We start from the raw sequence: 24,971 nt of genomic DNA, 5'->3' as shown, positions 1-24,971 counted from the left end.
GAGCCGGACGGTAGTACACCGGCGGTGGGGGCGGCGCGTAATAGACAGGGGGAGCGGCCACGCCCAGTGCGATGCCGGGTGCGTTGATGCCGACGGACCAGCTCACGTCGCGGGCGTTGGCAGATGCCGCGGTGAACAGCGCGCCGGCAGCGACGGCGCCGGCAGCGGCCCATTTGAAGAAGGTGGATCGAGTGAGGCTCATGGTGTAGGGCTCCTGTGGAGGGAGGCGCAACGCGCCCATGCCTGTATTGAACGCACCAAGTGTCAACGAGGTTCACACCGCTTGGTGAAGTAAGTTGCAAAACGTAACGCTTCCGAGGTGCCACCTAGAATGAAGAGATGACTTCCGCTGCCGATCACGACCCCGCCAGACCCAGCAATTTTTTGCGCCACGTCATCGAAAACGACCTCGAACAGGGCCACTATTCCACCCGCCGCTGGGGCGGCTCCCCCGGCGATGCCACGCACCATGCCCAGGGCATGCAAGACCCCGCCCGCGTGCGCCTGCGCTTTCCGCCCGAGCCCAACGGCTACCTGCACATCGGCCATGCCAAGAGCATCTGGCTCAATTTCGAGCTGGCCCGCGAATACGGCGGCATCTGCCACCTGCGCTTCGACGACACCAACCCCGAGAAGGAAGAGCAGGAATACGTCGACGCCATCCGCGATGCCGTGAAGTGGCTGGGCTACGACGTCACGCTGGCCGACGACCCGGCCCACCCCGGCCAGCCCAACGAGCACGTGTACTTCGCGAGCGACTATTTCGACTTCATGTACCGCGCCGCCGAGTATCTGGTGGGGGCCGGCCTGGCCTACGTGGACGAGCAAAGCGCCGAGCAGATCCGCGCGGCCCGCGGCGACTTCAACACCCCCGGCACCGACAGCCCCTTCCGCAGCCGCTCGCCCGACGAGAACCTCGCCCGCTTCCGCGCCATGCGCGACGGCCAGTTGCCCGACGGCGCCGCGGTGCTGCGCGCGAAGATCGACATGGCCAGCCCCAACATCAACATGCGCGACCCGGCGCTCTACCGCATCCGCCGGGCCACGCATCACAACACGGGCGACCGCTGGTGCATCTACCCGATGTACACCTTCGCCCACCCGATCGAGGACGCGCTGGAGCAGATCACCCACAGCATCTGCACGCTCGAGTTCGAAGACCAGCGCCCCTTCTACGACTGGCTGCTCGACCGGCTGGCCGAAGGCGGCCTCATCGCTTCGCCCCATCCGCGCCAGTACGAGTTCGCCCGGCTCAACGTCACCCACGTCATCACCAGCAAGCGCAAGCTGCGCCAGCTGGTCGAAGAAGGCCATGTCGACGGCTGGGACGACCCGCGCATGCCGACGCTGGCCGGCCTGCGCCGCCGCGGCTACACGCCCGACGCCCTCAAGCTCTTCTGCGAGCGCTCGGGCGTCACCAAGTCCGGCGGCTGGATCGACTACGCGAGCCTCGAAGCCGCCCTGCGCGACACGCTGGACCCCATCGCCCCGCGTGCCATGGCCGTGCTCGACCCGGTCAAGCTCGTCATCACCAACTGGGACGAACTCATGGGCGCCGGCTTCCTCGACGAATGCTCGGCACCCGTGCATCCGCATCACCCAGAGATGGGCCGGCGCAGCTTCAAGCTGGGCCGCGAGGCCTGGATCGAGCGCACCGACTACGAAGACGTACAGCCCAAGGGATTCTTCCGCTTGTTCCCGGGCAACAAAGTGCGCCTGAAGTACGGCCACGTCATCGAATGCACGGGCGGCAGCCGCGATGCCGACGGCAAACTGGTCGAGGTGCAAGCGAAGCTCGTGCCCGACACCAAGAGCGGCACGCCCGGCGCCGACGCGATCAAGGTCAAGGGCAACATCACATGGGTGGCGGCAGCGGATGCCGTTCCAGCCGAGATCCGCCTCTACGAGCGCCTGTTCGCGGCCACCCAACCGGGCGCCGGCGAGGTGCAGGAAGAGCTGAATCCGCAGAGCCTGGTCGTGTCCCAGGGGTTCGTCGAACCCGCCCTGGCAGACGCCGCACCCGGCAGCGCCTGGCAGTTCGAGCGGCACGGGTATTTCGTGCCCGACAGCCGTCGGGCGGCCGGTGCCGGGCTGGTGTTCAACCGCGCTGCGGGTATGAAGGACAGCTGGGGCAAGTAGGCCCGGCCGGACGCGGCTACAACGGCCGCGTCAGGTACACCCCTTCCCGCCCCACGATCGGCACCCGAGCCGGCATCAGCACGGTGCAGTCCTCGCAGGGCGAGCGGATTTCCTCGTCGCCGTCGGTCGCGATCACTTCGTCCTTGGCGAACACCTCGAAGCCGACGAGCGGGCGCACGAAGCGGAACTCCGGCGTCTTGACCATGCGGGTCTGCAGCAGCTCGAAGCGGCGCTGCGGTGCGGGCGCGGGCTGCGGCTCGCGTTCGATCAGGCCGAAGTGGCCGAGGAAATCCAGCGTCACCGCCACCGCCATGTCTGCCGTGGCCTGCAGAAAATGCTGCCCGCATTCGGCGACCACCGCCGCGCCGGCCGGGCCGTCGTCCACGCCGTGGCGGCCATGCTGGATCAGCGGCGTGCCGGAGCCCAGTCCCTGCGGCATCACCAGGTGGACGGCCGGCCGCCCGATGGCCAGCGCCAACGCCGCATTGCGCGCGTAGGCCGGATACACCCAGAACGGCAGCACGTCCTGGCTGGTCGAGTGCAGGTCGAGGATGTGGTCGGCCGCCGCCACCACCGGACGCAAGGCGCGCGCGCGGCGCAACTCGGGGCTGTCCTCGGGGCCGTCCAGCCATTCGTCCGACCAGATGCGGTTGAGGTTGTGGACGATCTGCCGGTTCTCGAAAGGCTGCGTCGCGTCGAAAGCGTTGTAGGCCTCCACGTGGGCGAAGCTCACGGTCAGCGTGCCGACCAAGGGCCGCACGCCCTGGTCGAGCAGATGCCGCGCGGCGACCATGCCGCAGATCTCGTTGCCGTGCGTCAGCGCATTGATCAACACGTGCGGGCCCGGACGGCCCGATTCGAAGCGATGCACGTACTCGACCCCGATGTTGCCATCGCGGTAAGGGGTGAGGTCGCCCTGGACGACTTCGAGGCGCGGAGAGTCGGAAAGCATCGTGGAGGGGCGGGAAGCCTGTAGTAGTGGTAGCTCATAAGTTTGCTACAAGCAGCATTCGCCAGGTTTTTGCCGGCGCGCCGGCCCGGCGCCCGCCCGATTGCCCCGTAGACTCGCGGGCCACCCATCCGACAAACCTGCCCCCAATGCCTCCCCCCTCCTCCTCATGCCCTTGACTGCCGACATGCGGCGGTCGATCGACCAGATCCGCGACTATCTTTTTGGGGGCGGATATCCGGATCCCGTCAGCAATGCCGAGCAGCTTTGCTTTCTTTTCTTCTTTTATCTCGTGCACAACATCGACTCCGAAGCCACCGGGAACGCCGACGTCATGGACATGTCCTTCCAGAGCCTGTTCGAAGGCGACTGGGAGCTGCGCAACCCGGCCAACGCGCAGATCACGAGCACCCACGATGGATGGATGCCGCTGACCGCGAACGACACCGGCGCGCCGCGCATCCCGCGCAGTTGCTTCCGCTGGTCGGTGTGGGCGCATCAGCTGTCCGGCGACGAACTGGTGCGCTTCGTGCGCGACGAGGTGTTTCCCTTCTTCGCCGAGATCAGCGAGCGCTCGGCCCACGACTTCATGCGCGGCGCGCGCCTCGGCATCGAAGAGCCGACGGTGCTGACGCAGGTGGTGCACCTGGTGGACGGACTGCGCCTGGACCAGGCCGACGCCGACACCAAGGGCGACCTGTTCGAGCACGTGCTGCGGCAGATGAAGCAGGCCGGCGAACTGGGACAGTTCCGCACGCCGCGCCACATCCTGCGCGCCATCGTCGAGATGGTCGACCCGCAGGTGGGCGAGACGGTGTACGACCCGGCCGCCGGCACCGCCGGCTTTCTGGTGGCTGCCTACAACCACATGCGGCTGGCCAACTCCTCGCCCGAGAACATCGTGGAGGCCGAACTCGAGGGCAAGGTCCACCGCCGCGGCCTGGGCGACCTGCTGACGCCGGAGCGATTGGGCACCCTGCGGCGCGGCAGTTTCTTCGGCAACGACGTCGATCCGAAGATGGTGCGCCTGGCCACAATGAACCTGTCGCTGCGCGGCCTGGGCAAGGTGCGCATCCTGCAGCGCAACGTGCTGACGACGCAGCTCAACGACGACGTCAAGCAGCGGCTGGGCCAGCCGGCGCAGGGCTTCGACATCGTCCTGGCGAATCCGCCCTTCTCGGGCCGGATCGACAAGGACCGCATCGTCGACGACGTGAAGGTCGGCACCACCAGTGCGACGGAGCTGCTGTTCTTGCGGTACATGCTCGACAGCCTGCGCCCGGGCGGCCGCGCGGCCGTGGTGGTGCCGGAGGGCGTGCTGTTTGGCTCGACCGTGGCACACCGCGAGCTGCGTCGGCAGCTGATCGAGCGCCACCAGGTCGACGCGATCATGAGCCTGCCCGGCGGCGTGTTCCAGCCCTATTCGGGCGTGAAGACTTCCGTGCTCTTCTTCCATCGAGACGGCGGCACCGACCGTGTCCTGTTCCTGCACGTCGAGAACGACGGCTACCGCCTCGACGCCAACCACGACACGCCGATCAAGTCCGACGACCTGCCCGCGCTGTCGCACACCTACGTCCGGCGCGAAGAAGCCTGGGCGCAATGGAGCGCGCGCGAATCCGCCGCCGAATGGAACGAAAAGTGGTGGTTCGCCGACGCCGACACGTTGCGCGCGAACGACTACAGCCTGTCGGCCAGCCGCTACCGCCCGATCAGCGCATCGCAGGTCGAGCACCAGGACCCGCGCGCGCTGCTGGACGAACTGGCGGCCATCGAGGCCGAGATCCTGAAGGAGCTGGAAACCCTGCGAAACATGCTCGGGGAATTCGACGAATGAAGCCGCCGGTGCGCATCGCCCGCCTGGGCGAGGTCTGCCAGATCAACCCGAGGCTGCCACGGTCCCCCGACATCGACGACGCGCAGGAAGTCGCCTTCGTTCCGATGGCCGCGGTAGACGAACTCACCGGCAGCATCTGCAAGCGCCAGATGCGCCCCTACGGCGAGGTGCGCAAGGGCTTCACGCCCTTCGCCGAAAACGACGTGCTGTTCGCGAAGATCACGCCCTGCATGGAGAACGGCAAGGTCGCCATCGCGCGCGACCTGCCCGGCGGACGCGGCTTCGGCTCCACCGAATTCCACGTGCTGCGCGCCAGTGAGGCGGTCCTGCCCGAATGGGTCTACTACTTCGTGCGCCAGAAGCGTTTTCGCAACGTCGCCCGGCGCAGCATGACCGGCACCGCCGGCCAGCAGCGCGTGCCGACCGCGCACATGGCCGCCGCAACCATTCCGGTGCCCGACCTGGCGCAGCAGCGCCGCGTGGTCGACGCGCTCGGCAGCGCCGACAGCATCGTGGACCTGCGGCGCCGCGCGCGTGCCCACACGGAAAAGGTCAGCCTGGCCTGGCTGGCCAGGATGTTCGGCGACCCGGCCGGCAATCCCAAGGGCTGGCCGCTGGTCGAGCTGGGCGAGTTGCTCGAAGGCATCGACAGCGGCAAGAGCCCGCGCTGCCTCGACCGGCGCAAGGTCGAGCACGAATGGGGCGTGCTGCGCCTGAGCGCGCTGAAGAACTCCCTCTACGACGAAACCGAGCACAAGACCTTGCCGCCCGGCGTCGAGCCCGACATGCGCCACGAGGTGCGCACCGGCGACCTGCTCCTGAGCCGCAAGAACACGCCCGAGCTGGTGGGCACGCCGGCCTTCGTGTGGCACACCGACGGCCGCATCCTGCTGCCCGACCTGATCTTCCGCCTGCGGCCCCGGTCGGACGCAGGCCTGCATCCGGTGTACCTCTGGGCGCTTCTGCGCGCGCCGGCCATGCGACGCCAGTTGCAGCTGATGGCCAGCGGAACGGCTGCGTCGATGCCCAACATCTCCAAAGAGCGGCTACGCAAGCTGCAGGTGATGCTGCCGCCGATCGAGCGGCAGAATGCGTTCGCCAAACGCGTGATGGTGCTGCGTGCGATCGCCGTCCAGCAGGATGCGGCCCTGCTGGAGTCGACGGCGCTGTTCGAATCGCTGCAGGAGAAGCATCTCAACGAGCCAGTGGGCTGAAGACCTCCCCTGAGCCGCTAGTTCGGAAATACGGCTCATTTTTTGAGCCGCATTGACGAGAATGCGGCTCCTGGCGCACTCCCGCTACATCTGGCAGCTGGCCGACTGGCCTCACCTGCGCTTCGACAAGACGACGCGAGCACCGAGCCTCGCTCCCATTAGCCGCCGTCCGCCGACGCGTCTTCGCCGCTCGGCGCGCGCTTCTTGCCCCGCGCCCGCGCATCCTTCTTCGCCTGCCGCTGCGCATCGAGCAGCTGCCCTGCCGCCAACCACGCCGCGAACTCTTCCGGCGTTTCCAGCGTGATGCGGCCCAGCGTGCCGCTGCGGAATTCGTTCATCGCGATCTCGGCGGCCTTCTGCAGGTTGACGCGGCCCTTGCCCAGCAGGGCGCCGCGCTGGCGGCCGATGGATTCGAGCACCTCTTCGTCGCTGAGGCTCGCCAGGCCTTCGAGCTTGAACCGGGCCTCGAGCAGCCCGGCGTAGTGGCGCTTCAGGTAGCCCAGCAGTTCCAGCGCCACCAGTTCCTCGTCGTAGGCATTGCGGCCGATGGCGCCGCTGGCCGCCAGGTTGAAGCCGCTCTGGGCCACGACGATGCGCGGCCACAGCATGCCGGGCGTGTCCCACAGGTAGAAATCGTCGGCCAGCACGATGCGCTGTTCCATCTTCGTGATGCCGGCCTCGTCGCCGGTCTTGGCCTTGCGTGTGCCCACCAGCGTGTTGATCAGCGTGGACTTGCCGACGTTGGGAATGCCGCAGATCAGCACCCGCATCGGCTTGGCCATGCCGCCGCGCTGCGGGGCCAGTGCATGGCAGGCCTCGATGAGACGGCGCGCGGGCGTGGTCTGGCTGGCATCGAGGCCGATCGCGCGCGTGCTCGGCTGCGCGTTGTAGTGGTCGAGCCAGGGTCCGGTGCGCTCGGGGTCCGCCAGGTCCTGCTTGTTCAGCACCTTGAGGCCCGGCTTGTGGCCTGTGAGCTCGGCCAGCATCGGGTTGGCGCTCGAACCCGGCAGGCGGGCGTCGAGCAACTCGATGACCACGTCGATGTCGGCGACACGCTCGGCGATGGCCTTCCGGGTCAGGTGCATGTGGCCGGGGAACCACTGGATGGCCATCGGGACTTCTTTCTGTTGCTACGAGGCTGGGGGAAGCCGTGGATTGTCGCCGCTGCCCCGCGCCGGCTCAGACGCGCAGCGCTTCGCGGTAGCGGCGGCTGCAGGGGATGTGCGTGCCGTCCTGCATGTGCAGGCGCGCGTCCCCGCCTTCGAGCGGCTCGATCTCGGCCACGCGGTCCAGGTTGGCGGCGTAGCTGCGGTGCACCCGGGCGTAGCGCGCGGGGTCGAGCTGGGTCAGGAACTCGGTCAACGTGGCGCGCAGCAGGTAGTCGTGGCCCTTGACGCGCAGGCCGACGTAGTTGCCCTGCGCCTGCAGCCAATCGATGTCGCCCGCCGAGATCAGGAACTCGCGCCGCAGCTTGCGCACCAGGAAGCGCTCGGGGCGCGCCGGCGGCTCGGCCTGCGGCTGCCGCAGCGGAGGTGCGCCGGCGGGCTCCTCGGGCGGATCGAGCACGCGCGCCTCGCCCTGCAGCCGCAGCAGGAAGAGCCGGTAGCTCAGGATCGCGACCACGAACGACGCGTAGCCGCGGACGTCCTTCAAGTACTCGTACACCCATTGCTCGAGCCCGCCGAAGTCGTACCGCGCCCCTGCCGACGCATACACGGCTTGCCGCAGCGCCACCATGCCCGCGACATGCACCACGCTGAAGACAATGCTGGCCGCCAGATGCCAGGGCAGGTTGCGCGCGAAGCCGGCAAAGCCGAGCGGGAAGCGGCGCTCGAAGGCCACCACCGCCGGCACCAGCGCCAGCAGCACGAGGTGGCTCGACACCTCCCAGGTCACCGGCTGCCAGGTGGGCAGCGCACGCCCGGCGCGCTCGGCGTCGATCACCGCGACGACGCTGTTGAAGACGGCCTGTACCGCCATCACCAGCACCCAGAAGCCGATCTCGGCCCGCCGGCGGTAAGGCTGGTAGCGCTCGAACAGGTTCTTCGACGAGTCTCCGGAAGGCACGGGCATGGCGGCATTCTGCTGAATCCCGGCCCGGATTTCGTCCCAGCCGGCCACCGTTCGTCCCAAAAGCCCGGTGCATCGTCACTTGGGCGGGCCCCACGCCGCCCGCGGCGCCCAGCATGGCCGCCTTCGAAACCGAAGGAGCCCCCATGCCCACCGACCCACGACGCCACGACATCGACGCGCTGCGCGCACTGGCCTTCGGCCTGCTGATCCTCTACCACGTGGGCATGTACTACGTGGCCGCCTGGCCCTGGCACCTGAAGAGCCCGCATGCGGCGACCTGGCTGCAGGCCCCCATGGTGCTGGTCAACATCTGGCGCATGGACCTGGTGTTCCTGGTTTCGGGCGTAGCGGTGGGCTTTCTGTTGCGCGGCCGGCGTCCGCTGGCGCTGATCGGCCAGCGCGCGCTGCGGCTGCTGCTGCCCTTGGCCTTCGGCATGGCGGTGGTGGTGCCCTACCAAGCCTATGCGGAGGCGCTGTCCCGCGACCTGGTGGCACCCGGCTTCGGCGCCTTCATGCTGCGCTACTGGTCGATGGGCCCCTGGCCCCGCGGTGCCTTCGCCGGCTCCGACTTCGGCATGACCTGGAACCACCTGTGGTACTTGCCGTACTTGTTCGTCTACACGGCGGCGTTGGCCCTGTTGCAACCGCTGGCTCGTTCGCCCGCCGGGCGATGGTTGCGCACGGCCTTCACCGGCCTGCGCCGATGGCGACTGCTGGTGCTGCCCGCCCTGCCATTGCTGCTGTATGCCCTGGTGCTCGCGCCACGCTTCCCGGCCATGCACGACCTGATCCACGACGGCTACCTGCACGCGCTGTACTTCACCGTCTTCGTCTACGGCTACTGGATGGGCGTCGACGAGGGTTTCTGGGACGAACTGGTGCGCCTCCGTCGCTGGGCGCTGGCCCTGGCCGTGGGCCTGGGGGCGGCGTACCTGGCGCTGCGCGCAACCGGCGCCGAGCCCTGGCTGCTGCGCACGCTGCGCGCCTTCTACCTGTGGACCACGATCGCCGCCATCCTGGGCCTCGCCCGGCGGCATCTGGACCGGCCATGGCCCTGGCTGGGCTGGGCCAACGAATCGGTCTACCCCTGGTACATGCTGCACCAGACCTTGATCGTGGCCGGCGCCGTGTTGCTCGCGCACTGGCGGCTGGGCCCGGTGCTCGAACCGCTGGTACTGGTCGCCTTTACCGTGGGCGGCTGCTGGCTGCTCACCGCCGGGCTGATCCGCCGGATTCTTTGGCTCAGGCCGCTGTTCGGGCTGAAGCCGCAGACACAGGCTGTAGCGGCGCCGCAGTCATGGCGCCTGCCTAAGCTTGTCCGTAGTCGATCGGTTTGCTATAGACCGGGTCGCGGTGCCAGTCCCAGTAGGTCTTCAGGAGACGCTGCGTGACCGGCCCTGGCCGGCCGTCGCCCAGCGCCCGGTCGTCGACCCGCGTGACCGGCAACACGCCGCCGCCGGAGCTGGTCAGGAAGGCCTCGTCGGCACTGCGCAGTTCATCGGCCGGCAACGCTCGCAGCGCGACCGGCAGGCCCAGCGAACGGGCGATCTCGATGACGGTGCGGCGCGAGACGCCTTCGAGCACGCCTTCTTTCGGCGTGACCAGCGCGCCGTCCTTCACGCAGAAGATGTTGAAGCCCGGGCCCTCCACCACGTTGCCGTGGGCGTCGCTCAGCACCACCGAGTCGGCGCCCTCGTCGAGGGCACCCAGCAGACCCATGGTGAGGTCGTTCCAGTGGTAGTTCTTGGCACGGGGGTCGACCGAGCTGGCGGGAATGCGCTGCACGGCGCTCACCTTCACGTGCAGGCCGCGTTCGCGCTGGGCCTCGTTGGCGATCCAGACGAAGGGCACCGCGAAGGCGTAGAAGCGGTTGACGGCCTGCCGCGGATCGCGCGAGCCCCACGGCGGCTGGCCGCGCGTGACGATCATCTCGACATAGGAGCTGCGCAGGCCGCTGCGGCGCACGCACTCGGCCAGCACGTCCTCGATCTGCGCGGGCGTCAGCCCCGGGTCGAGTCGGAAGCGCTCGCAGCTGACCATGAAGCGCTCCATGTGGGCGTCGAGCCGGAAGAAGGCGCCGTCCCACACCGTGACCACGTCGTAGGTGGCGTCGGAGCGCAGAAAGCCCCAGTCGGTGATCGGAATGGCGGCTTCGGCGATCGGCACGTAGGCACCGCGGACGAAGGCGACGCCGTCGGACATGGCAGGAGATGGTGTTGAAGCGGGCAAGGCGAAAGGCTCCTTCGCAGCAGGCGTGGTGAGTGACGAGGGCGACTTCGCGCACCCCTCGTGCCAGAGGTCTGCGCGAACGCACTCTAGGCCAAGCCCGCCGCGGGCTCAAGGCCCGGCCGCAATCAGTCGTGACGGTGGCTCAGGCGCTCGCAGTAGTCGAGCAGCAGCTCGATCTCGGCCGACTTGTCGAAGAAGGCGTCGGCGCCAAGCGCCCGTGAGCGCTCTCGCATGTCGGGCGTGGCGTAGTTGCTCAGCACCACCACCTTCTGATGCGCGGAGCGTCGGCGGCAGGCGTCGATCACGCCCAGGCCGTTTCCGTCCTTCAGGAACAGGTCGATGATCGCCATGTCCCAGCCATCACGATGGCGCGCCAGCCAGGCTACGGCCTCCTGCTCGCCGGCGGCGTGTGCCACGACGGTGGTGTCCGCGAGGTCCTCCAAAAACCCGGCGAGGTTCTCGCGGATCACCGGGTTGTCTTCGACCAGATAGGTCTTGAAAGTCATGGCGCAGAAGGAAAGCTGAAGGTTGTCTGGTGTTTTTGCCGGGGCACGGTGCCATGATGAGGCGCGTTCGCACCACGCTGGTGAGCCATCACGTTCATCATCGGTAGGCGGCCGCCTACCTGCCTACAACCGAAGGAGTAATGAGGGTCATGGCATCGACGCGCTTCGTGGACATCCAGGCTCTTGCCACATTGGTCCGCACCATCGGCCCCCTGGGCTTTCTGCAGGCGCTGGCCGACGCCATTCGCGACGATTTCCTGCGCTGGCCCGAGTTCGAGAAGTCGGCCCGTCTGGCCAGCCATTCGCCGGTGGGCGTGATCGAGCTGATGCCGGTGTCGGACCAGGAGCGCTACGCCTTCAAGTACGTCAACGGCCATCCCGGCAACACGGCGCGCGGCCTGCCCACGGTGATGGCATTCGGCGTGCTGGCCGAGGTCGACACCGGCTTCCCGCTGCTGCTGGCCGAACTGACCCTGACGACCGCCCTGCGCACCGCCGCGATGTCGGCCCTGGCGGCGCAAGCCGTGGCGCGGCCGGGCGCGCGCAGCATGGCGCTGATCGGCAACGGCGCACAGAGCGAATTCCAGGCCCTCGCCTTTCACGCACTGCTCGGCGTGGACGAACTGCGCGCCTACGACGTCGACCCCGCCGCCACCGACAAGCTGGTGCGCAACCTCGCGCCCTGGCCGGCCCTGCGCGTGCAGCGCGCGTCCAGCATCGCCGATGCGGTGCGGGGATCGGACATCGTGAGCACGCTCACCGCGCGCAAGGCGCGCGCGACCCTGATCACGCCCGACATGCTGGAGCCCGGCATGCACATCAACGCGGTCGGCGGCGACTGCCCCGGCAAGACCGAGCTTCATCCCGAGGTGCTGAAGGCCGCGCGCGTCTTCGTCGAGTACGAGCCGCAGACGCGCATCGAAGGCGAACTGCAGCAGATGCCGCCCGACTTCGCAGTGGTCGAGCTGTGGCGTGTGTTCACGGGCGAGCTGCCCGGCCGCGAGCTGCCCGACCAGTTGACGGTCTTCGACTCGGTGGGTTTCGCGCTGGAGGACTATTCGTCGCTGCGGCTGGTCCACCGTCTCGCGATGGAGCATGGTGTCGGACAGGACATCGCCCTCGCGCCGGAGGACGGCGATCCGAAGGACTTGTTCCGCCTTACAAGGCCGCCGGCTGCGTGACCATGTGCGGCGCGTCGATCCAGTGCTTGCGAAAACCCAGGCGCGCCGGCGACACGTACTGCTCGCGGTAGATCTCGAAAGGCATGGTGTCGCCGGCCTCGATCTGCTTCTGCGCCTCGACCGAGGTCTGCGTCATCCGCTCGAAGGCGGCCTGCTGTTCGGGCGGGAAAGGCAAGGCCAGCAAGGCTTCGCGCGTGGCTTCGGAACGTTCGCGCACGAAGCCGATGAAGGACCCGCCATGCGCGCGGGTGGCCTCCAGCACGCGGGCCGAAGGCAGCACCGAGGGATCGGCCAACGCCTTCTTCGCGGCCTGCACGGCCTCGGCATGGCGGCTTCCGCCATGGGCCGCGTCGAGCGCTTCCGCGATCGGCACGAAGGCCTCGAGCAGTTCGCCGCCCCAGTCGGTCAGCCCGACCTCGCGGCCGCCGCGCACCAGCTGCAGACCGGGCTCGCGCCCGCGTGCGGCCGTCAGGTGCTGGTTGTGGGCGAGCTCGGCGATCTCGTCGCGCGTGTCGGGCGGGCTGTCTTCCAGCAGGCAGTGCAGCAGGAACACGTCGAGAAAGCGCATCGTCGAGGCATCGATGCCGATCGGCTCGAAGGGGTCGAGGTCCATCAGCCGCACCTCGACGTATTCGACGCCGCGCTCGCGCAGCGCGTGCAGCGGGCGCTCGCCGGGGAAGATCACCCGCTTGGGCCGGATGGTGCCGTAGAACTCGTTCTCGATCTGCAGCAGGGTGGTGGCCAGTTGGTTGTAGTCGCCGCCCAGGTTCTGGATGCCGATGGCTTCATACGCGGGCCAGGGCCGGGTCAGCGCGTCCTGCAGCGAAGCCGCGTAGCCGTCGAGGCTGTTGTAGCTGACGGCCAGCGAGGCCTGCGCCTCGCTCTGGTAGCCCAGGCGGCCCATGCGCAGCGAGGTGCCGTGGGGCATGTGCATGCTGCCGTCGCCCAGCGGCACCAGCTCGTGCTTTCGGCCGGCCACGAAGCTGGAGCACAGCGCGGGCGAGGCGCCGAACAGGTACAGCAGCAGGAAGGCGTGGCGGCGGAAGTTGCGGATCAGCGCGAAGTACTGCTCGCTCGACACTTCCGGCAGCGACCAGTTGTAGTGAATGCCCGAAATGGTCTGCATGCGCCGGCCGTAGCGGTGGCTCAGGCCCATGCGGTAGACGCTCTTGGCGCGGCCCACGTTGGAGGCGCCGTAGCGCCCGATCGGGATGGTCTCGTCGGTGGGCAGGCCGCACGGCATGCTCGACACCCACAGGCGCTCGTTGCCGGCCTCGGCCAGCACGCGGTAGGTGAACTGGTGGACGCGGCCCAACTCGGCCAGGCAGGCCTCGACGTCGGCATGCACTCCCGTGATGAGTTCCAGCTGCGATTCGCTGAAGTCGGTGGTGATGTGCGGGTGGGTCAGGGCCGAGCCCAGGGCGGCGGGATGCGGGGTCAGCGCGAGCATGCCGTCGGGCTGCGCGCGCAGGCTTTCCTTCTCGATCCCTCGACGAACTCCCTTCAGGCGCGCGGGTGTCAGCGCTCCCAGGCGCTCCTGCAATTTGCTCATGTCGTTATGACCCGTGAATCTTTGTGGGGCGGAAGGTAGCACGGCCGCGAGCGGCGTGCTGGCAGCGGTATTTTTGCCGGGCCGGGCCTTTCTGCTATAGCGGCAGTCCCTATGCCGAGGCCCTCGGGTGCTCAGCCCAGCACGCGCAACAGGAAGGCGTTGAGGTCGGCGATTTCTTCCATGCTGACCGAGTGTTCCATGGGGTAGTCGTGCCATTCGACCTGGTAGCCCAGCCCGACCAGCGCGTCGCGCGAGGCCAGCGCCCGCGCGATCGGCACCACGCCGTCGCGCGTGCCGTGGGCCAGGAAGACCGGCGTCTCGCGGTTGGCGGCGTGGCGCTCGGCCACGGTGGTCTCGGCCAGCGGCAGGTAGCCCGAGAGCCCGACGATGCCGCCCAAGCGCTCGCCGTGGCGCAGGCCCGTCATCAGCGCCATGGCGCAGCCTTGGGAGAAGCCGGCGACCACGATGCGACCGGCCGCGATGCCGCGCTGCTTCTCGTTGGCGATCAGGCCCTCGATGGTGGCCTGCGAGCGGCGCAGGCCGGCTTCGTCCTCGCGCTTGACCAGGTCGGCCACGGCGATGTCGTACCAGGCCGGCATGGGGTAGCCGCCGTTGATGGTGACCGGGATCACCGGCGCATGCGGGAACACGAAGCGCACCGGCCCGATGGACGACAGGTCGAGCTCCCGGGCGATGGGCACGAAGTCGTTGCCGTCGGCGCCGAGTCCATGCATCACGAGCACGGTGGCGGTGGGGTTGGGGCCGGTTTCCAGTTCGATGGGGGCGAGGGACATGGGTCGAGGAAGTAGCGTGCGTGGATGGCACGAGTGTGCCGCATCCGGCCGCATCGCCTCGCCCGGGGGCCTTCAACTTCGCGGCTCTGCTGCCGATATGCATCGGGAGCTGCGGAGTTCCGTCATTCCCGCCGGTATGCTCGGCGGCTCGGCCCGCAGTCGCCGTCGGCCACGAGCTGGCGGCAATCGCCGCCGCCAGCACGGAAAAACAGGAACAAGATGACCCAGCAAAGCACGCCGATGAGCCGGCGCAAGACTATCGTCGCCACCACCATCGGCAACGGTCTCGAATTTTTCGACTTCACCATCTACGGCTTTCTGGCCCTGGTGATCGGCAAGCTGTTCTTCCCTGCCCTCGACAGCTACAACCAGCTGCTGCTGACCGTCGGCACCTTCGGCGTCGGCTTCATCATGCGGCCGCTGGGCGGCATCGTGATCGGCGCCTATGCCGACCGCGCCGGCCGCAAGAAGGCGATGACGCTCACCATCTTCCTGATGGCCCTGGGCTGCGCAATGATCGGCTTCGCGCCAACCTATGCGCAGATCGGCGTGTGGGCGCCCGTCCTCATCGTCACGGCACGGCTCATCCAGGGCTTTTCCGCGGGCGGCGAGGTCGGCGCCTCCACCACCCTGCTGGTGGAGCACGCCACGCCGGCCAACCGCGGCTACATGGCGAGCTGGCAGTTCGCCAGCCAGGGCCTGGGCATTTTGCTGGGTGCGGCGGTGGCCGGCGGGCTCACCCAATGGCTGGGCCCGCAGGGCATGCTCGATTGGGGCTGGCGCGTGCCCTTCATCATCGGCATGCTGATCGCGCCGGTGGGCATGTACATCCGCCGCCACCTGCACGAGTCGCTGGAAACGGCCGGCCAGCCCGAGGCCCACGAAGGCCGTCGCAGCAGTCTGGCCGAGGTCTGCGGCGAGCACGGCCGCACGGTCCTGTCGGCCATCCTCGCGGTGCTCGGCGGCACTGCCGCGGCGTACGTCGTCACCTTCTACATGCCCACCTTCGCGGTGCGCGAGCTGGGCCTGCCGCCGACGGTTGCGCTCTTCGGCGCCGTGCTCACGGGCCTGCTTTCTTTTGTTCTGTCGCCCCTCGTCGGCCTGGCCTCCGACCGGGTCGGCCGCAAGCGCCTGATCCTGTGGGGCCGGCTCGCGATGATGGTGATGATCTACCCGGGCTTCATGTGGATGATCGCCTCGCCCACGCCGGCCGTGCTGTTCACCGTGGTCGGGCTGCTCAGCGTGGCGCTGGTGGTGCAGACCGTGCCCGCCATCACCATGCTGCCCGAGATGTTCCCGAAGCACGTGCGCGCTAGCGGCATGTCGCTGGTCTACAGCGTCGGCGTGGCCCTGTTCGGCGGCTTCTCGCCCTTCATCAGCACCTGGCTCGTGGGCGTGACCGGCAGCAAGCTGGCGCCGGCGTGGTATCTGCTGGGCATGACGCTGGTGTCGCTGCTGGGGTTGCTGTGGTTGAAGGACTTTACGGGGCGGGATATCGATGAGGCCGGGGCGCACCGGGCGGGCTAAAAGCCACGGCCGAGGTTCTGGTTGGATCTTCTGCCGACGTGAGATTCGTCACATCGCGACGCGAGTCGCCTGACCAATTGTTGCATCGGCGGTTTGAACGTCGCACACAGGTGAGGATGCGCGGCATCTCAAACCTGGACACACCCCATGCGTGGCACAAGTTCACCGGGCCGGCACAAGCGCGCCGACGGCCTGCACAAGATTCATCCGTTCGTCCTGTTGCTCGGCTTGAGCTTGGGCCTCTGCAGTCAGCAAGTGCAGTCGCAGACCAGCCGGGCTGCTCCACCAAAGAGCCCCGCTGCTGCACCGCCGAAGACGACGCCCAGCACACAGCAAACGACAAGCCGGGACGCAGCGACATGCGCACAGCAACTGGACAACCGCAGCATTGCGCTTCAGCGTGACATCAACAAGCTGAACTCCGACCTACTGATAGCCCAGGGCGTGGCGGTCGCGTTGGATATCGCGGCCCTAGGGACAGAAGCCTCGATCGTCCTTGCACCCCTAGGCATCTCATTGCAAATCGGAGCAGCAGGCGCAAACGCTACAGCGATCGGCTTGGCTATCGCGGGGCAGGACAAACCCGTTGAACTGACCGATCTAGATGAGCGAGCCCGCAACTTGCCAGGTTGCGATCAAGCGTTCGCCGGCACGGTCACCGTCGAAACAGGCGGCGTCAACGTCACAGGCGGGTCCATCTTCAACAGCGACCTCGCAGTGAACGCCAAACTGGACGTCGCCGGCACCACCTCCACCAACGCCCTCGACGCCGCGCAAGGCATCACCGCCATGAACGGCGAGCTTCGATTGGGCAACCGGGACGGCCAGAGCAGCGCCCTCGGCATCACGCTGGGAGGCGGAGCAGTCGCTGGCCTGGGTGGCAGCGCACAGCAGGTCGCACGCACGGGCCATGTCAACGCCATTGCCATCGGCAACGGCAGCGCGGCAGACACGGCCACATCCATCGCGCTCGGCAGCGACGCGCAGGCCACCGCCCAACGCACCACGGCGCTCGGGTCGGCCAGCCGGGCGTCGATGGACGGCGCAACCGCCGTCGGTGCGGCGAGCCAGGCCAGCGCGACGGACGCGACAGCGCTGGGCACCTCCGCAGGCGCCTCGGGCAACGGCGCCACGGCCGTGGGTTTCGCCAGCCAGGCGCGCGCGCTCGACACGGTGGTCGGCTATCGCGCCTCAGCCAGCGCCGACGGCGCTTTCGCCGGCGGTGCGTATGCCGCAGTAGCGTCTCCGGGAAGCGTGGCGATCGGCATGCAGTCGATCGTCGCCACCGGATCGCCCGCGGCCATCGCCATCGGGATGCAGGCGCGTGTCGCGCAGAGCGCGAGCAGCAGCATCGCCATCGGGGCGAACGCGCAGGCCCTGGCGCCTGGCGCGGTGGCTCTCGGCGCCGATGCGGTCGCGGCGGCACCCTCCAGTGTCGCGCTGGGTCACGGCTCCGTGGCGGTTCGGAACAACACCGTCTCCATCGGCAGCGTCGGCAACGAGCGACAGCTCAGCAACGTGGCGCCCGGCATGGCAGGAACCGACGCAGTGAACCTCGACCAGTTGGAAGCCGTCAAAACCGGCGCGGCTCGCGAGGTGGACCAGGTCAGGCAGCGGGTGGAGCGGGTCGCGGCCGACGCCTACCGCGGCGTGGCCATGACCGCCGCGCTCGCCGAAGGCCCGCCCGATCTGAAGCCAGGCGAAACGGCGGCCTTCGCAGGCGTCGGCTCGTACAAGGGCTATGGCGCGGTCGCGGTCGGCCTAGTGCATGCGGCCGCCAACGCGCGGCTGCGCTACAGCGTCGGGGTCGGCACGACGGGCAAGGACGCCGTCGTGCGCGCCGGCCTCTCCTACAAGTTCAACAGCAAGGATTGAGCGCCACGCTCACTGGCGCGACGCCAGCTCGCGGCACTTTTGCAGATTGGCGTTGAAGCGCGTCGCCAGCCCCGGCTCGCAGGCGTCGCTGGTGGTCATGATGCGGCACATGCCGACCGCCAGAAACTCCGAGACCGCCTCCGTGCACATCGGAAAGCGCGCCAGTGCCGGGTTGTCCTGCGACTTGAAGCCCCACTGTTCGGAGAAGCCCAGCATGCGGGCCATGGCTTCCTCGAAATAGTCACGGTCGCGCGCGGCGATGGCCGCTTCCATCTGCGGCAGCTCGGTGCCCAGGAAACCCACCGCTGCCGAAGGGAAGCGGTCGGCGGCCTGTTGTGACGAGAAGGACTGGGCCACGGCCGCGGTGGCGAGCCACAGTGCGGCAAGAAGGCAGGGACGGAAGAATCGCATGGTCGGCAATGGCGATGGCATGGGGCAAAGGCAACGGCTTCGAGGACGGCCCGTGAAAGCGGACGCGAAGCCCGTATTGGAACCCAAAGCCGGCCCCCGCCGCCCGCCGACGCGCAAGACGCCGCGCGCCTTACCAGCGCAGCTTGAGGCCCACCGACCCTTGCACCGACGATTTGACGCGCGCATCGCCGCCGATGGCGAACACGCGGCCGATTTCGCCGTAGACGCTGGCCGCCGGCGTCAAGGCCAGCGTCAGGCCGCCTGCCAGTTCCGCCGCGCTGTAGCCCGTGCCGCTCGCGATGCGGGTGGCGCCGGCCGGGCCGATGAACTCCGCGACGTCGGTGCCGCCGCTCGCGCGGTACAGGTTGACGCGCGCATAGGGTTGAAGGCGTCCGGCGCCCGTCGCGAAGTCGCCCTTGATGCGCGCACCGAGTCTGCCGATCCAGCCGGTGTGCGCATCCTGCCGCACGATGGCGCCGCTGATCGGCGTGGCGTCGAAATGCGCTGATTGGTAGATCAATTGGGCCTGCGGCTCGACGGTCCAGCGCTCGGAGAGCGCGAAGGCCTTGCCGGCCTCGATGGACGCGGTGAAGCTGTCGCTCTTCGCCGACGCGTTGAGGTTGCCATCCGGCCGCACGGTGTAGCGGTGGCTGCCGCCCTGGATCACGGCGTCGGCGTACAGGCCGCCGGCGTCCATCCAGGTGGCGTAGGCCCCGAGGTAGCGCGAACGCAGGTCGTTGCTGCCGACACGGCCGCTGACGCCGCGCGCATTGCCGCTCACGTCCGCGCTGCCGTCGAGAAAACCGACGTAGAGGCCGGCGCGCCAGTTGCCGCTGACGAGCAGGTCGGTGCCGGCCTGCAGGCCGCTCACGTGGCCGCGGCTGGTGGCCTCGGCAACGCCGTCCTGGCGGATGTTCAGGTCGCTGTAGACGGCACGCGCCCAGGCGCGGCGCGGTGCGGCGGCGCCGCCGGCCGGCGCTGCGTCTTCGTCGCCGATGCGGCGATGCAGGTTGCCCAGCATCGCGAGGTCGGCCTGGCGCTGTTGCGCGGGCAGTGCGGCGAACATCGGCACTTCGGCTCGGTAGGTCGGCACCTGGACCAGCGGCGCCAGCTTGACGGTGGTCAGGGCGTCGGGTGCGTTGGTGCCTGCAGGCGTTTCGGCCGGGTTGGAGGCCGTGGACGAGTCGGCCGATGCAGCGGGCGTCGTAGGCGTCGCGGGCGTCGCGGGCGCTGCAGGCGTGGCGGGTGCCGAAGGGGTGGATGGCGTCGACGGCGTGGCTGGCGTCACCAAGGGCGGCACCACGGTGGCCGAGCTCAGGTACCAGTTCTCGCCCGCACCCTGCGCATCGCCCGCACGCAGGCGGTACTCATAAGCGCCCGCATCGACGTGGCCATTGGCCAGCACGAAGGCGTCGCGCGTCGTCTGCGCGGTGGTGGTGGCGCCGCCGATCGCGCTCACCACCTCGATCCCGTTGCCCGTGGTCGACGCGCCCAGGCCGCCGAGGTTGGTGATGCGCAGCGTCGTGCGGCCGCTCGCGCTGGCACCGGCGCCGCTGAGCACCAGCCGGTCGCTCAGGCTGCCGCTGCCGCCGAGCACGGTGCCCAGGTTGATGACGCCACCCTGCCCCACGTAGGCGCCGGTGACGGTGAGGCTGCTGCCCGCCTGGCCACTCAGCAGATTGACCGTGCCGGCGTTGCGCAAGCCAGCCACGCGCTGGTCGAAGCCACCGGTGTCGAGCGTGGCACCGGCCGCCACGGTGTGGGCGGAGGCAGCGCTGAAGATGTTGGCAGCGGCAGCCGCCAGGGTACCGGCGTTGACCGTGGTGGTACCGCCATAGGCCTGGCCGCGCGCTAGCACGAGGCGGCCGGCGCCGGTCTTCTCGAGGCCACCGGTGCCGGACAACAGGCCGGTATAAGTCGCATCGGTCGGCTGGGCGAAGCGCACCAGGCCGTTGTCAGTGATCGCGAGCGGTGCGAACTCGGCGCGCGTCTGCAGCGTGCCGGCGGCGTCCACCGTCATGCTGCCGGTGTAGTCGCTGGCGTCGGTGCCGAGGATCAGCGTTCCGCCTTCGACGCGGGTGCTGGTGAAGCCGCCCGCCTGCAGCGGGTTGTTGAACGTCCAGGTGCCCGCATCGCGCTTCACCAGCGTCTGGAAGTTGGTGATCGCGCGGCCGAAGCTGTCGGTGCCGGCGCCGTCCAGCGTCAGCAGGTTGTTGCCGCCGCCGCCGTCGATCGCGCCCGTGACGGACGAACCGGCGTGGACGTGCAGAGCGTCGTCGCCATTGGCAAAGCCCAGCGAGCCGATGATCCGGCCCTGGTTGGTGAAGTCCAGCGCCATGGTGCCGGACACGCTGAGGACGTTGCCTGCCGTGCCGCCCTTGTAGTCGATCACGCCCGTCGCGCCATTGACCACCGTGTTCGATCCGCTGGTGGATTCGAACCACATCGCGGCGCCGCCGGCCAGCGAGCGCACCTCGCCATGGTTGACGATCAGGTTGTTGACGCCGTGCGGGTTGATGACTTCCGCGTCGTGCGCGTTGCCGTTCGACAGCACCCGCGCGCCCTGCTCGATGGTGAGCGTGGTGTTCGAGACGAACTCGATGGTGTTGGCGCCGGTGCCGTAGTGGCCGGTCGCGCCCTCGGCGGCGAAGTTCTCGACCGTCGCGTTGCGCCCGACCAGGATGTTGCCGTTGCTGCCCATGCTGATGGCCGGCAGGTTGGTGGTGCTGATGACGGCCGTGGGGCGCACGTCGACGGTGCCGCCCGGCACCGCGTCGTAGCCGCCGATGACGACGAAGGTCTGCGGCGTGCCCGGCGTGCAGGTGATGGTGCCGCCGCTCGGCCCCGAGCAATCGGCGGCAGCGCTGCCGGCGAGCCCCAGCAGAATGGCGCCCACCACGGGTGCCTGGACGCTCGACTTGCCCATGCCGCGGGCCAGTTCGGATGCGACCGACCAGAGCCGGAGAGTGGGATTCCAGACGACCCGGAATACGCGATTCATACAATCTTTCGTACTACATTGAATACTTAAGAATGTAGTTCTTAGGTTCACATCTTCTAAGGAACAACGTCACGGAACGGTGCACGGTGGCCCGCCATCGGTGCGAAACAGGATTGACAGGGCCGCCCGTACACTCCGGGCATGGCTTCCAGACCCTCCAGGGCGCCGCGCATGTTCGAGCGCGGCTTGTTGTGCATCCTCATCGGCGCAGCCGTGCTGATCGCACCTCACTTCGTCACTTCAGCCGGCTGGCGCGAGATGCTCGTCGGCGCCCACGTCGTGGGCTGGTTCGCGCTGGTGTTGGGGATCGCCCTGGTGGTGGTCGACCTGATCCAGCGCGCAAAAGGCAAAGCGCGCTGACCGGAGCGCGTCGACAACGGCGCTGACCACGACACCGACGGCAGCGGCGCCTCCCTGCGGGTCGGCCGCTCAGGTCTTCTTCTTGATGAGCTTCTTCGCGAGCTCGACCACCGCCAGCACGACGGCACCTGCCACGATGCCCACGCCGGCGTTCACACCCATCGACCCGAGCCCGCCGACCAGGCTGCCCGCGCTCACCGCCCAGGCCTCGACCGCATGGCCCAGCGCCGGCACGCCGTGCACCAGGATGCCACCGCCCACCAGGAACATGGCCGCGGTGCCGGCGACGGAGAGCGCCTTCATGAGCCAGGGCGCCGTCGCCAGGATGCCGCGCCCCAGCGCCTGGGCTGCCGCGCCTTCGCGCTTGCTCAGGTAGAGCCCGGCGTCGTCGAGCTTGACGATGCCGGCCACCAATCCATAGACGCCGACGGTCATCAGGAGCGCGATGCCGACCAGCACCGCCAGCTGCGTCGTGAAGGGCTGGCCCTGCACCGTGCCCAGCGTGATGGCGATGATCTCGGCCGAGAGAATGAAATCGGTGCGCACCGCGCCCTTGATCTTTTCTTTCTCGACGGCCACCAGGTCCACCGCCTCGTCCGCGACGGCACGCTCGTGTTGCGCGGTGCCGGCCGCGTGTTCGTCCTTGTGCAGGAACTTGTGCGCGAGCTTCTCGCAGCCCTCGAAGCACAGGAAGGCGCCACCGACCATGAGCAGCGGCGTCACCAGCCACGGAAGCCACGTGCCGATGGCCAGCGCCGCCGGCACGAGGATCGCCTTGTTGACCAGCGAACCCTTGCACACCGCCCACACCACGGGCAGCTCGCGCTCGGCCCGGACGCCGGCGACCTGCTGCGCGTTGAGCGCCAGGTCGTCGCCGAGCACGCCGGCGGTCTTCTTGGCGGCGACCTTGGTGAGGATGGAAACGTCGTCGAGGACGGTGGCGATGTCGTCGAGCAGGAGCAGGAGGCTGGTGGCCATGGGCAGGGGTCAGACGTCTCGCTTGAGGCGGATTTCCTCGATCCTGGTTTCACCCAGCGAGGTGGTCTTGGCCGTCTTCATCTCGCGCTTGAAGCCGGCCAGTTCGTGGAAGCGCAGCGCGCGGTCGTTGCGCAGCGGCACCCAGATCGTGACCAGCGTGCAGCCCTCTTCCTCCAGCCCCTCGCGCGCTGCGTCCCACAATGCCACGCCGACGCCCTTGCCCCAGTGCTCGGGCTTGACGTGGATGGCCCAGATCTCGCCGGTGGTCGACGGTGTCTTCGGGTCGCGCGAGCGGTCGTAGCCGACGAAGCCCACCACTTCTTCGCCCAGCACCGCCACTTGCACTTGCGGCTCGCTGTATTCGATGGCCTCACGCCATTTCGCCTCGCGGGTGGCGGGCGCCAGGGCGCGCAGCTGGTCTTCGGGCAGGATGTCCGCGTAGGCCGCGCGGGCGGCGGCGGCGTGGACTTCGGCGATGGCCTTGGCATCGCGCGGGGTGGCGGGGCGAACTTCGTAGTCGGACATGGGAGAGCAAAGAAACGATCGTGTGAAGCGCCGTATTGTCGCCGCGTCGCTAAACTTCCTTCCCTCATTCACGGAGAAGCACATGCCCAAGGGCCAGCAGCGCAGCAACAAGGAATCCAAGAAACCCAAGAAGGACAGCAGCCCGCCGAAGGCACCGCTTGCCGGCCTCGAGCCGGTGCGCACCATGACCACGGCCGTCATCCCGCGTGGCAAGTTGAAGAACAAGGAATGACCGGGGCATGAACGACGGCGGTGCGCCCCACGCCGTGGCCCGCATCGAGCCCGGCGGCTTCCGCTTCGAGACCGAGCCGGACCGCACACTGCTGCAATCCGCCGAGGCCGCCGGCATCGAGCTGCCCAGCTCCTGCCGCAACGGCACCTGCCGCACCTGCATCTGCCGCCTGCTCGACGGCCAGGTGCGCTACCGCATCGAATGGCCCGGCCTGAGCCGCGAAGAAAAAGCCGAGGGCTGGATACTGCCCTGCGTCGCCGAGCCGGTGGGCGACGTCAGGCTCGATGTGCCCTACGCCTTCTCGCACTTCTGATCGCCGCGCCTAAGGCGCGGGCTTCACCAGCCGATCGCGCTGCGCCAGCGACGGAAACAGGCGGAACCACGCCACCGCCACGAGCACGGTCCCCACGCCGCCCGCCACCACCGAGCCCACCGGGCCCAGCAGCGCCGCCGTGGCGCCCGACTCGAACTCGCCGAGCTGATTGCTGGCGCCGATGAAGATCGAGTTGACCGCGCTGACGCGCCCGCGCATCGCATCGGGCGTCTCCAGCTGCACCAGCGTCTGCCGGATCACCACGTTGACCATGTCGGCCCCGCCCGACACCGCGAGCGCGATCAGCGACACTAGAAAGCTGCGCGACAAGCCGAACACCACCATGCAGATGCCGAAGGCCGCCACCGCCATCAGCAGCGTGCGCCCCACGTGGCGCTCGACGGGGCGCCGCGTCAGCGCAATCGAGGTGATCAACGCGCCCACGGCCGGCGCGCTGCGCAGCAGGCCCAGGCCCCAGGGCCCTGTGTGCAGGATGTCCTTCGCGAAGATCGGCAGCAGTGCGACCGCACCACCCAGAAGCACGGCGAACAGGTCGAGCGACACCGCCCCCAGCACGGGCTTGCGATGCCAGATGAAGTTGACGCCCGCGAACACCGTCGACAGCGACACCGGTTCGCGCGGCGCAGGCGCATGGTCGTAGCGCAGCTGCGCCACCAACACGCATCCGACCACGAAGAACAGCAGGCTGGCCGCATACACCACGCCCGTGCCGGCCGCGAACAGCACTCCGCCGAGCGCCGGGCCGCCGATGACCGCGCCCTGCATGCCGGCCGAGCTGAAGGCCATCGCGCGCGGCAGCATCAAGGGCGGCACCAGCAGCGGCGTCAAAGCCTGTTGCGCAGGCATCTGAAATGCGCGCACCGCGCCGAGGATGAGCGACAGCCCGAGCAGCAAGGCGCGCGTGTCGTGCCCACGCTGCACCGCCAGCAACAGCACCAACGCCACCAGGCCCTGCACGCCGAGGCAGGCGGCGACGATGCGTCCACGGTGGTGTCGATCGACCACGTGCCCGGCCAGCAGCGCCAGCAGCAGCGCGGGCACGAACTGGTAAAGGCCCACCAGGCCCAGGTCCCAGGCGCTGCCGGTCAGCTCGTACATGTGCCAGCCGATCGCCACCAGCAGCATCTGGCTGCCCGCGGTGCCGAACAGGCGCGCGACCCACATCCGCATGAAGGGCCGCTCGCGCGTCAGGTCTGAAAAGCTCGGCGAGGCAGCGGCGGACACGGACATCGGGTCGAGCATAGCCCACGCCCG

The 24,971-nt window shown here is 68.7% G+C and carries 22 protein-coding genes and 1 pseudogene; 10 read left to right on the top strand and 13 right to left on the bottom strand.

Translation table 11 applies throughout. The features are described 5' to 3' along the window. A pseudogene (locus tag B0W80_RS02045) lies at positions 1-202 on the bottom strand (hypothetical protein); the annotation flags it as partial. 137 nt (positions 203-339) lie between these two features. Between B0W80_RS02045 and B0W80_RS02040 the strand changes: the two are divergent. After that, a complete protein-coding gene (locus B0W80_RS02040) occupies positions 340-2,139 on the top strand; it encodes a glutamine--tRNA ligase/YqeY domain fusion protein (protein WP_076997420.1) in 1,800 nt (599 codons plus the stop codon). A gap of 16 nt (positions 2,140-2,155) precedes the next feature. Here B0W80_RS02040 and B0W80_RS02035 read toward each other — a convergent pair whose 3' ends face one another. After that, positions 2,156-3,091 (bottom strand): succinylglutamate desuccinylase/aspartoacylase family protein, encoded by a 936-nt coding sequence (locus B0W80_RS02035; RefSeq protein WP_076997419.1) that lies wholly within the window; start codon positions 3,089-3,091, stop codon positions 2,156-2,158. A 166-nt stretch (positions 3,092-3,257) separates the two neighbouring features. Between B0W80_RS02035 and B0W80_RS02030 the strand changes: the two genes are divergently transcribed. Further along, positions 3,258-4,925 (top strand): class I SAM-dependent DNA methyltransferase, encoded by a 1,668-nt coding sequence (locus B0W80_RS02030; protein ID WP_076997418.1) that lies wholly within the window; start codon positions 3,258-3,260, stop codon positions 4,923-4,925. Then, entirely contained in the window at positions 4,922-6,139 is a 1,218-nt protein-coding gene (locus B0W80_RS02025; protein WP_076997417.1) for a restriction endonuclease subunit S, read from the top strand. Before B0W80_RS02030 ends, B0W80_RS02025 begins: the two co-directional genes overlap by 4 nt. Before the next feature lie 158 nt (positions 6,140-6,297). On the opposite strand, the gene ylqF is transcribed toward B0W80_RS02025, so the two are convergent. Next, on the bottom strand, positions 6,298-7,251 hold the full coding sequence (gene ylqF, locus B0W80_RS02020; RefSeq protein ID WP_076997416.1) for a ribosome biogenesis GTPase YlqF: 954 nt from the start codon (positions 7,249-7,251) through the stop codon (positions 6,298-6,300). A 67-nt stretch (positions 7,252-7,318) separates the two neighbouring features. After that, positions 7,319-8,212 (bottom strand): LytTR family DNA-binding domain-containing protein, encoded by an 894-nt coding sequence (locus B0W80_RS02015; protein WP_076997415.1) that lies wholly within the window; start codon positions 8,210-8,212, stop codon positions 7,319-7,321. 143 nt (positions 8,213-8,355) lie between these two features. On the opposite strand from B0W80_RS02015, the gene B0W80_RS02010 reads away from it, so the two are divergent. Next, positions 8,356-9,603, top strand: coding sequence for an acyltransferase family protein (locus tag B0W80_RS02010; RefSeq protein WP_076997439.1), 1,248 nt, complete (start codon positions 8,356-8,358; stop codon positions 9,601-9,603). On the opposite strand, the gene B0W80_RS02005 is transcribed toward B0W80_RS02010, so the two are convergent. Next, a complete protein-coding gene (locus tag B0W80_RS02005) occupies positions 9,521-10,414 on the bottom strand; it encodes an aminotransferase class IV (RefSeq protein ID WP_076997414.1) in 894 nt (297 codons plus the stop codon). The genes B0W80_RS02010 and B0W80_RS02005 overlap by 83 nt on opposite strands. 152 nt (positions 10,415-10,566) lie before the next feature. Continuing rightward, the gene (locus B0W80_RS02000) at positions 10,567-10,947 is read right to left on the bottom strand and encodes a response regulator transcription factor (RefSeq protein ID WP_076997413.1); all 381 of its coding nucleotides are present in this window, start codon (positions 10,945-10,947) and stop codon (positions 10,567-10,569) included. A gap of 149 nt (positions 10,948-11,096) precedes the next feature. On the opposite strand from B0W80_RS02000, the gene B0W80_RS01995 reads away from it, so the two are divergent. After that, positions 11,097-12,128, top strand: coding sequence for an ornithine cyclodeaminase (locus B0W80_RS01995; RefSeq protein WP_076997412.1), 1,032 nt, complete (start codon positions 11,097-11,099; stop codon positions 12,126-12,128). On the opposite strand, the gene gshA is transcribed toward B0W80_RS01995, so the two are convergent. Together gshA and B0W80_RS01985 are read right to left on the bottom strand one after the other, a co-directional pair. Continuing rightward, positions 12,106-13,680: a glutamate--cysteine ligase gene (gene gshA / locus B0W80_RS01990; protein WP_076997411.1), complete on the bottom strand. Its 1,575-nt coding sequence runs from the start codon at positions 13,678-13,680 to the stop codon at positions 12,106-12,108. The genes B0W80_RS01995 and gshA overlap by 23 nt on opposite strands. 131 nt (positions 13,681-13,811) lie before the next feature. After that, positions 13,812-14,474, bottom strand: a complete 663-nt coding sequence (locus tag B0W80_RS01985) for an alpha/beta hydrolase (protein WP_076997410.1) — start codon at positions 14,472-14,474, stop codon at positions 13,812-13,814. Positions 14,475-14,693: 219 nt separating this feature from the next. Between B0W80_RS01985 and B0W80_RS01980 the strand changes: the two genes are divergently transcribed. Both B0W80_RS01980 and B0W80_RS35335 read left to right on the top strand, forming a co-directional pair. After that, positions 14,694-16,001 (top strand): MFS transporter, encoded by a 1,308-nt coding sequence (locus tag B0W80_RS01980; protein ID WP_076997409.1) that lies wholly within the window; start codon positions 14,694-14,696, stop codon positions 15,999-16,001. Between the two features lie 147 nt (positions 16,002-16,148). After that, the gene (locus B0W80_RS35335) at positions 16,149-17,876 is read left to right on the top strand and encodes a YadA family autotransporter adhesin (protein WP_179106809.1); all 1,728 of its coding nucleotides are present in this window, start codon (positions 16,149-16,151) and stop codon (positions 17,874-17,876) included. A 9-nt stretch (positions 17,877-17,885) separates the two neighbouring features. Here the strand turns inward: B0W80_RS35335 and B0W80_RS01970 are convergent, their stop codons facing one another. Then, the gene (locus B0W80_RS01970) at positions 17,886-18,287 is read right to left on the bottom strand and encodes a hypothetical protein (RefSeq protein WP_143684437.1); all 402 of its coding nucleotides are present in this window, start codon (positions 18,285-18,287) and stop codon (positions 17,886-17,888) included. Positions 18,288-18,417: 130 nt separating this feature from the next. Next, positions 18,418-21,288, bottom strand: coding sequence for an autotransporter outer membrane beta-barrel domain-containing protein (locus B0W80_RS01965; RefSeq protein WP_076997406.1), 2,871 nt, complete (start codon positions 21,286-21,288; stop codon positions 18,418-18,420). Between the two features lie 141 nt (positions 21,289-21,429). Between B0W80_RS01965 and B0W80_RS01960 the strand changes: the two genes are divergently transcribed. Then, positions 21,430-21,648 (top strand): hypothetical protein, encoded by a 219-nt coding sequence (locus B0W80_RS01960; RefSeq protein ID WP_076997405.1) that lies wholly within the window; start codon positions 21,430-21,432, stop codon positions 21,646-21,648. A gap of 69 nt (positions 21,649-21,717) precedes the next feature. Here the strand turns inward: B0W80_RS01960 and B0W80_RS01955 are convergent, their stop codons facing one another. Both B0W80_RS01955 and B0W80_RS01950 read right to left on the bottom strand, forming a co-directional pair. Further along, complete coding sequence (locus tag B0W80_RS01955; RefSeq protein WP_076997404.1) at positions 21,718-22,626, bottom strand: DUF808 domain-containing protein; 909 nt, start codon at positions 22,624-22,626, stop codon at positions 21,718-21,720. Between the two features lie 9 nt (positions 22,627-22,635). Continuing rightward, a complete protein-coding gene (locus tag B0W80_RS01950; protein WP_076997403.1) occupies positions 22,636-23,151 on the bottom strand; it encodes a GNAT family N-acetyltransferase in 516 nt (171 codons plus the stop codon). A gap of 82 nt (positions 23,152-23,233) precedes the next feature. On the opposite strand from B0W80_RS01950, the gene B0W80_RS35330 reads away from it, so the two are divergent. Together B0W80_RS35330 and B0W80_RS01945 are read left to right on the top strand one after the other, a co-directional pair. Then, positions 23,234-23,383, top strand: a complete 150-nt coding sequence (locus B0W80_RS35330; protein ID WP_179106808.1) for a hypothetical protein — start codon at positions 23,234-23,236, stop codon at positions 23,381-23,383. Between the two features lie 7 nt (positions 23,384-23,390). After that, the gene (locus tag B0W80_RS01945) at positions 23,391-23,696 is read left to right on the top strand and encodes a 2Fe-2S iron-sulfur cluster-binding protein (protein WP_076997402.1); all 306 of its coding nucleotides are present in this window, start codon (positions 23,391-23,393) and stop codon (positions 23,694-23,696) included. 9 nt (positions 23,697-23,705) lie between these two features. On the opposite strand, the gene B0W80_RS01940 is transcribed toward B0W80_RS01945, so the two are convergent. Beyond that, entirely contained in the window at positions 23,706-24,947 is a 1,242-nt protein-coding gene (locus B0W80_RS01940) for an MFS transporter (RefSeq protein ID WP_256856445.1), read from the bottom strand. Positions 24,948-24,971 lie beyond the last annotated feature (24 nt).

Origin of the sequence: Variovorax sp. KK3, assembly GCF_001984055.1 — a bacterium.
Classification (GTDB): domain Bacteria; phylum Pseudomonadota; class Gammaproteobacteria; order Burkholderiales; family Burkholderiaceae_C; genus Variovorax.
The sequence above is the reverse complement of the archived record's forward strand: the minus strand, read 5'-3'. Positions and strand labels throughout refer to the sequence as shown.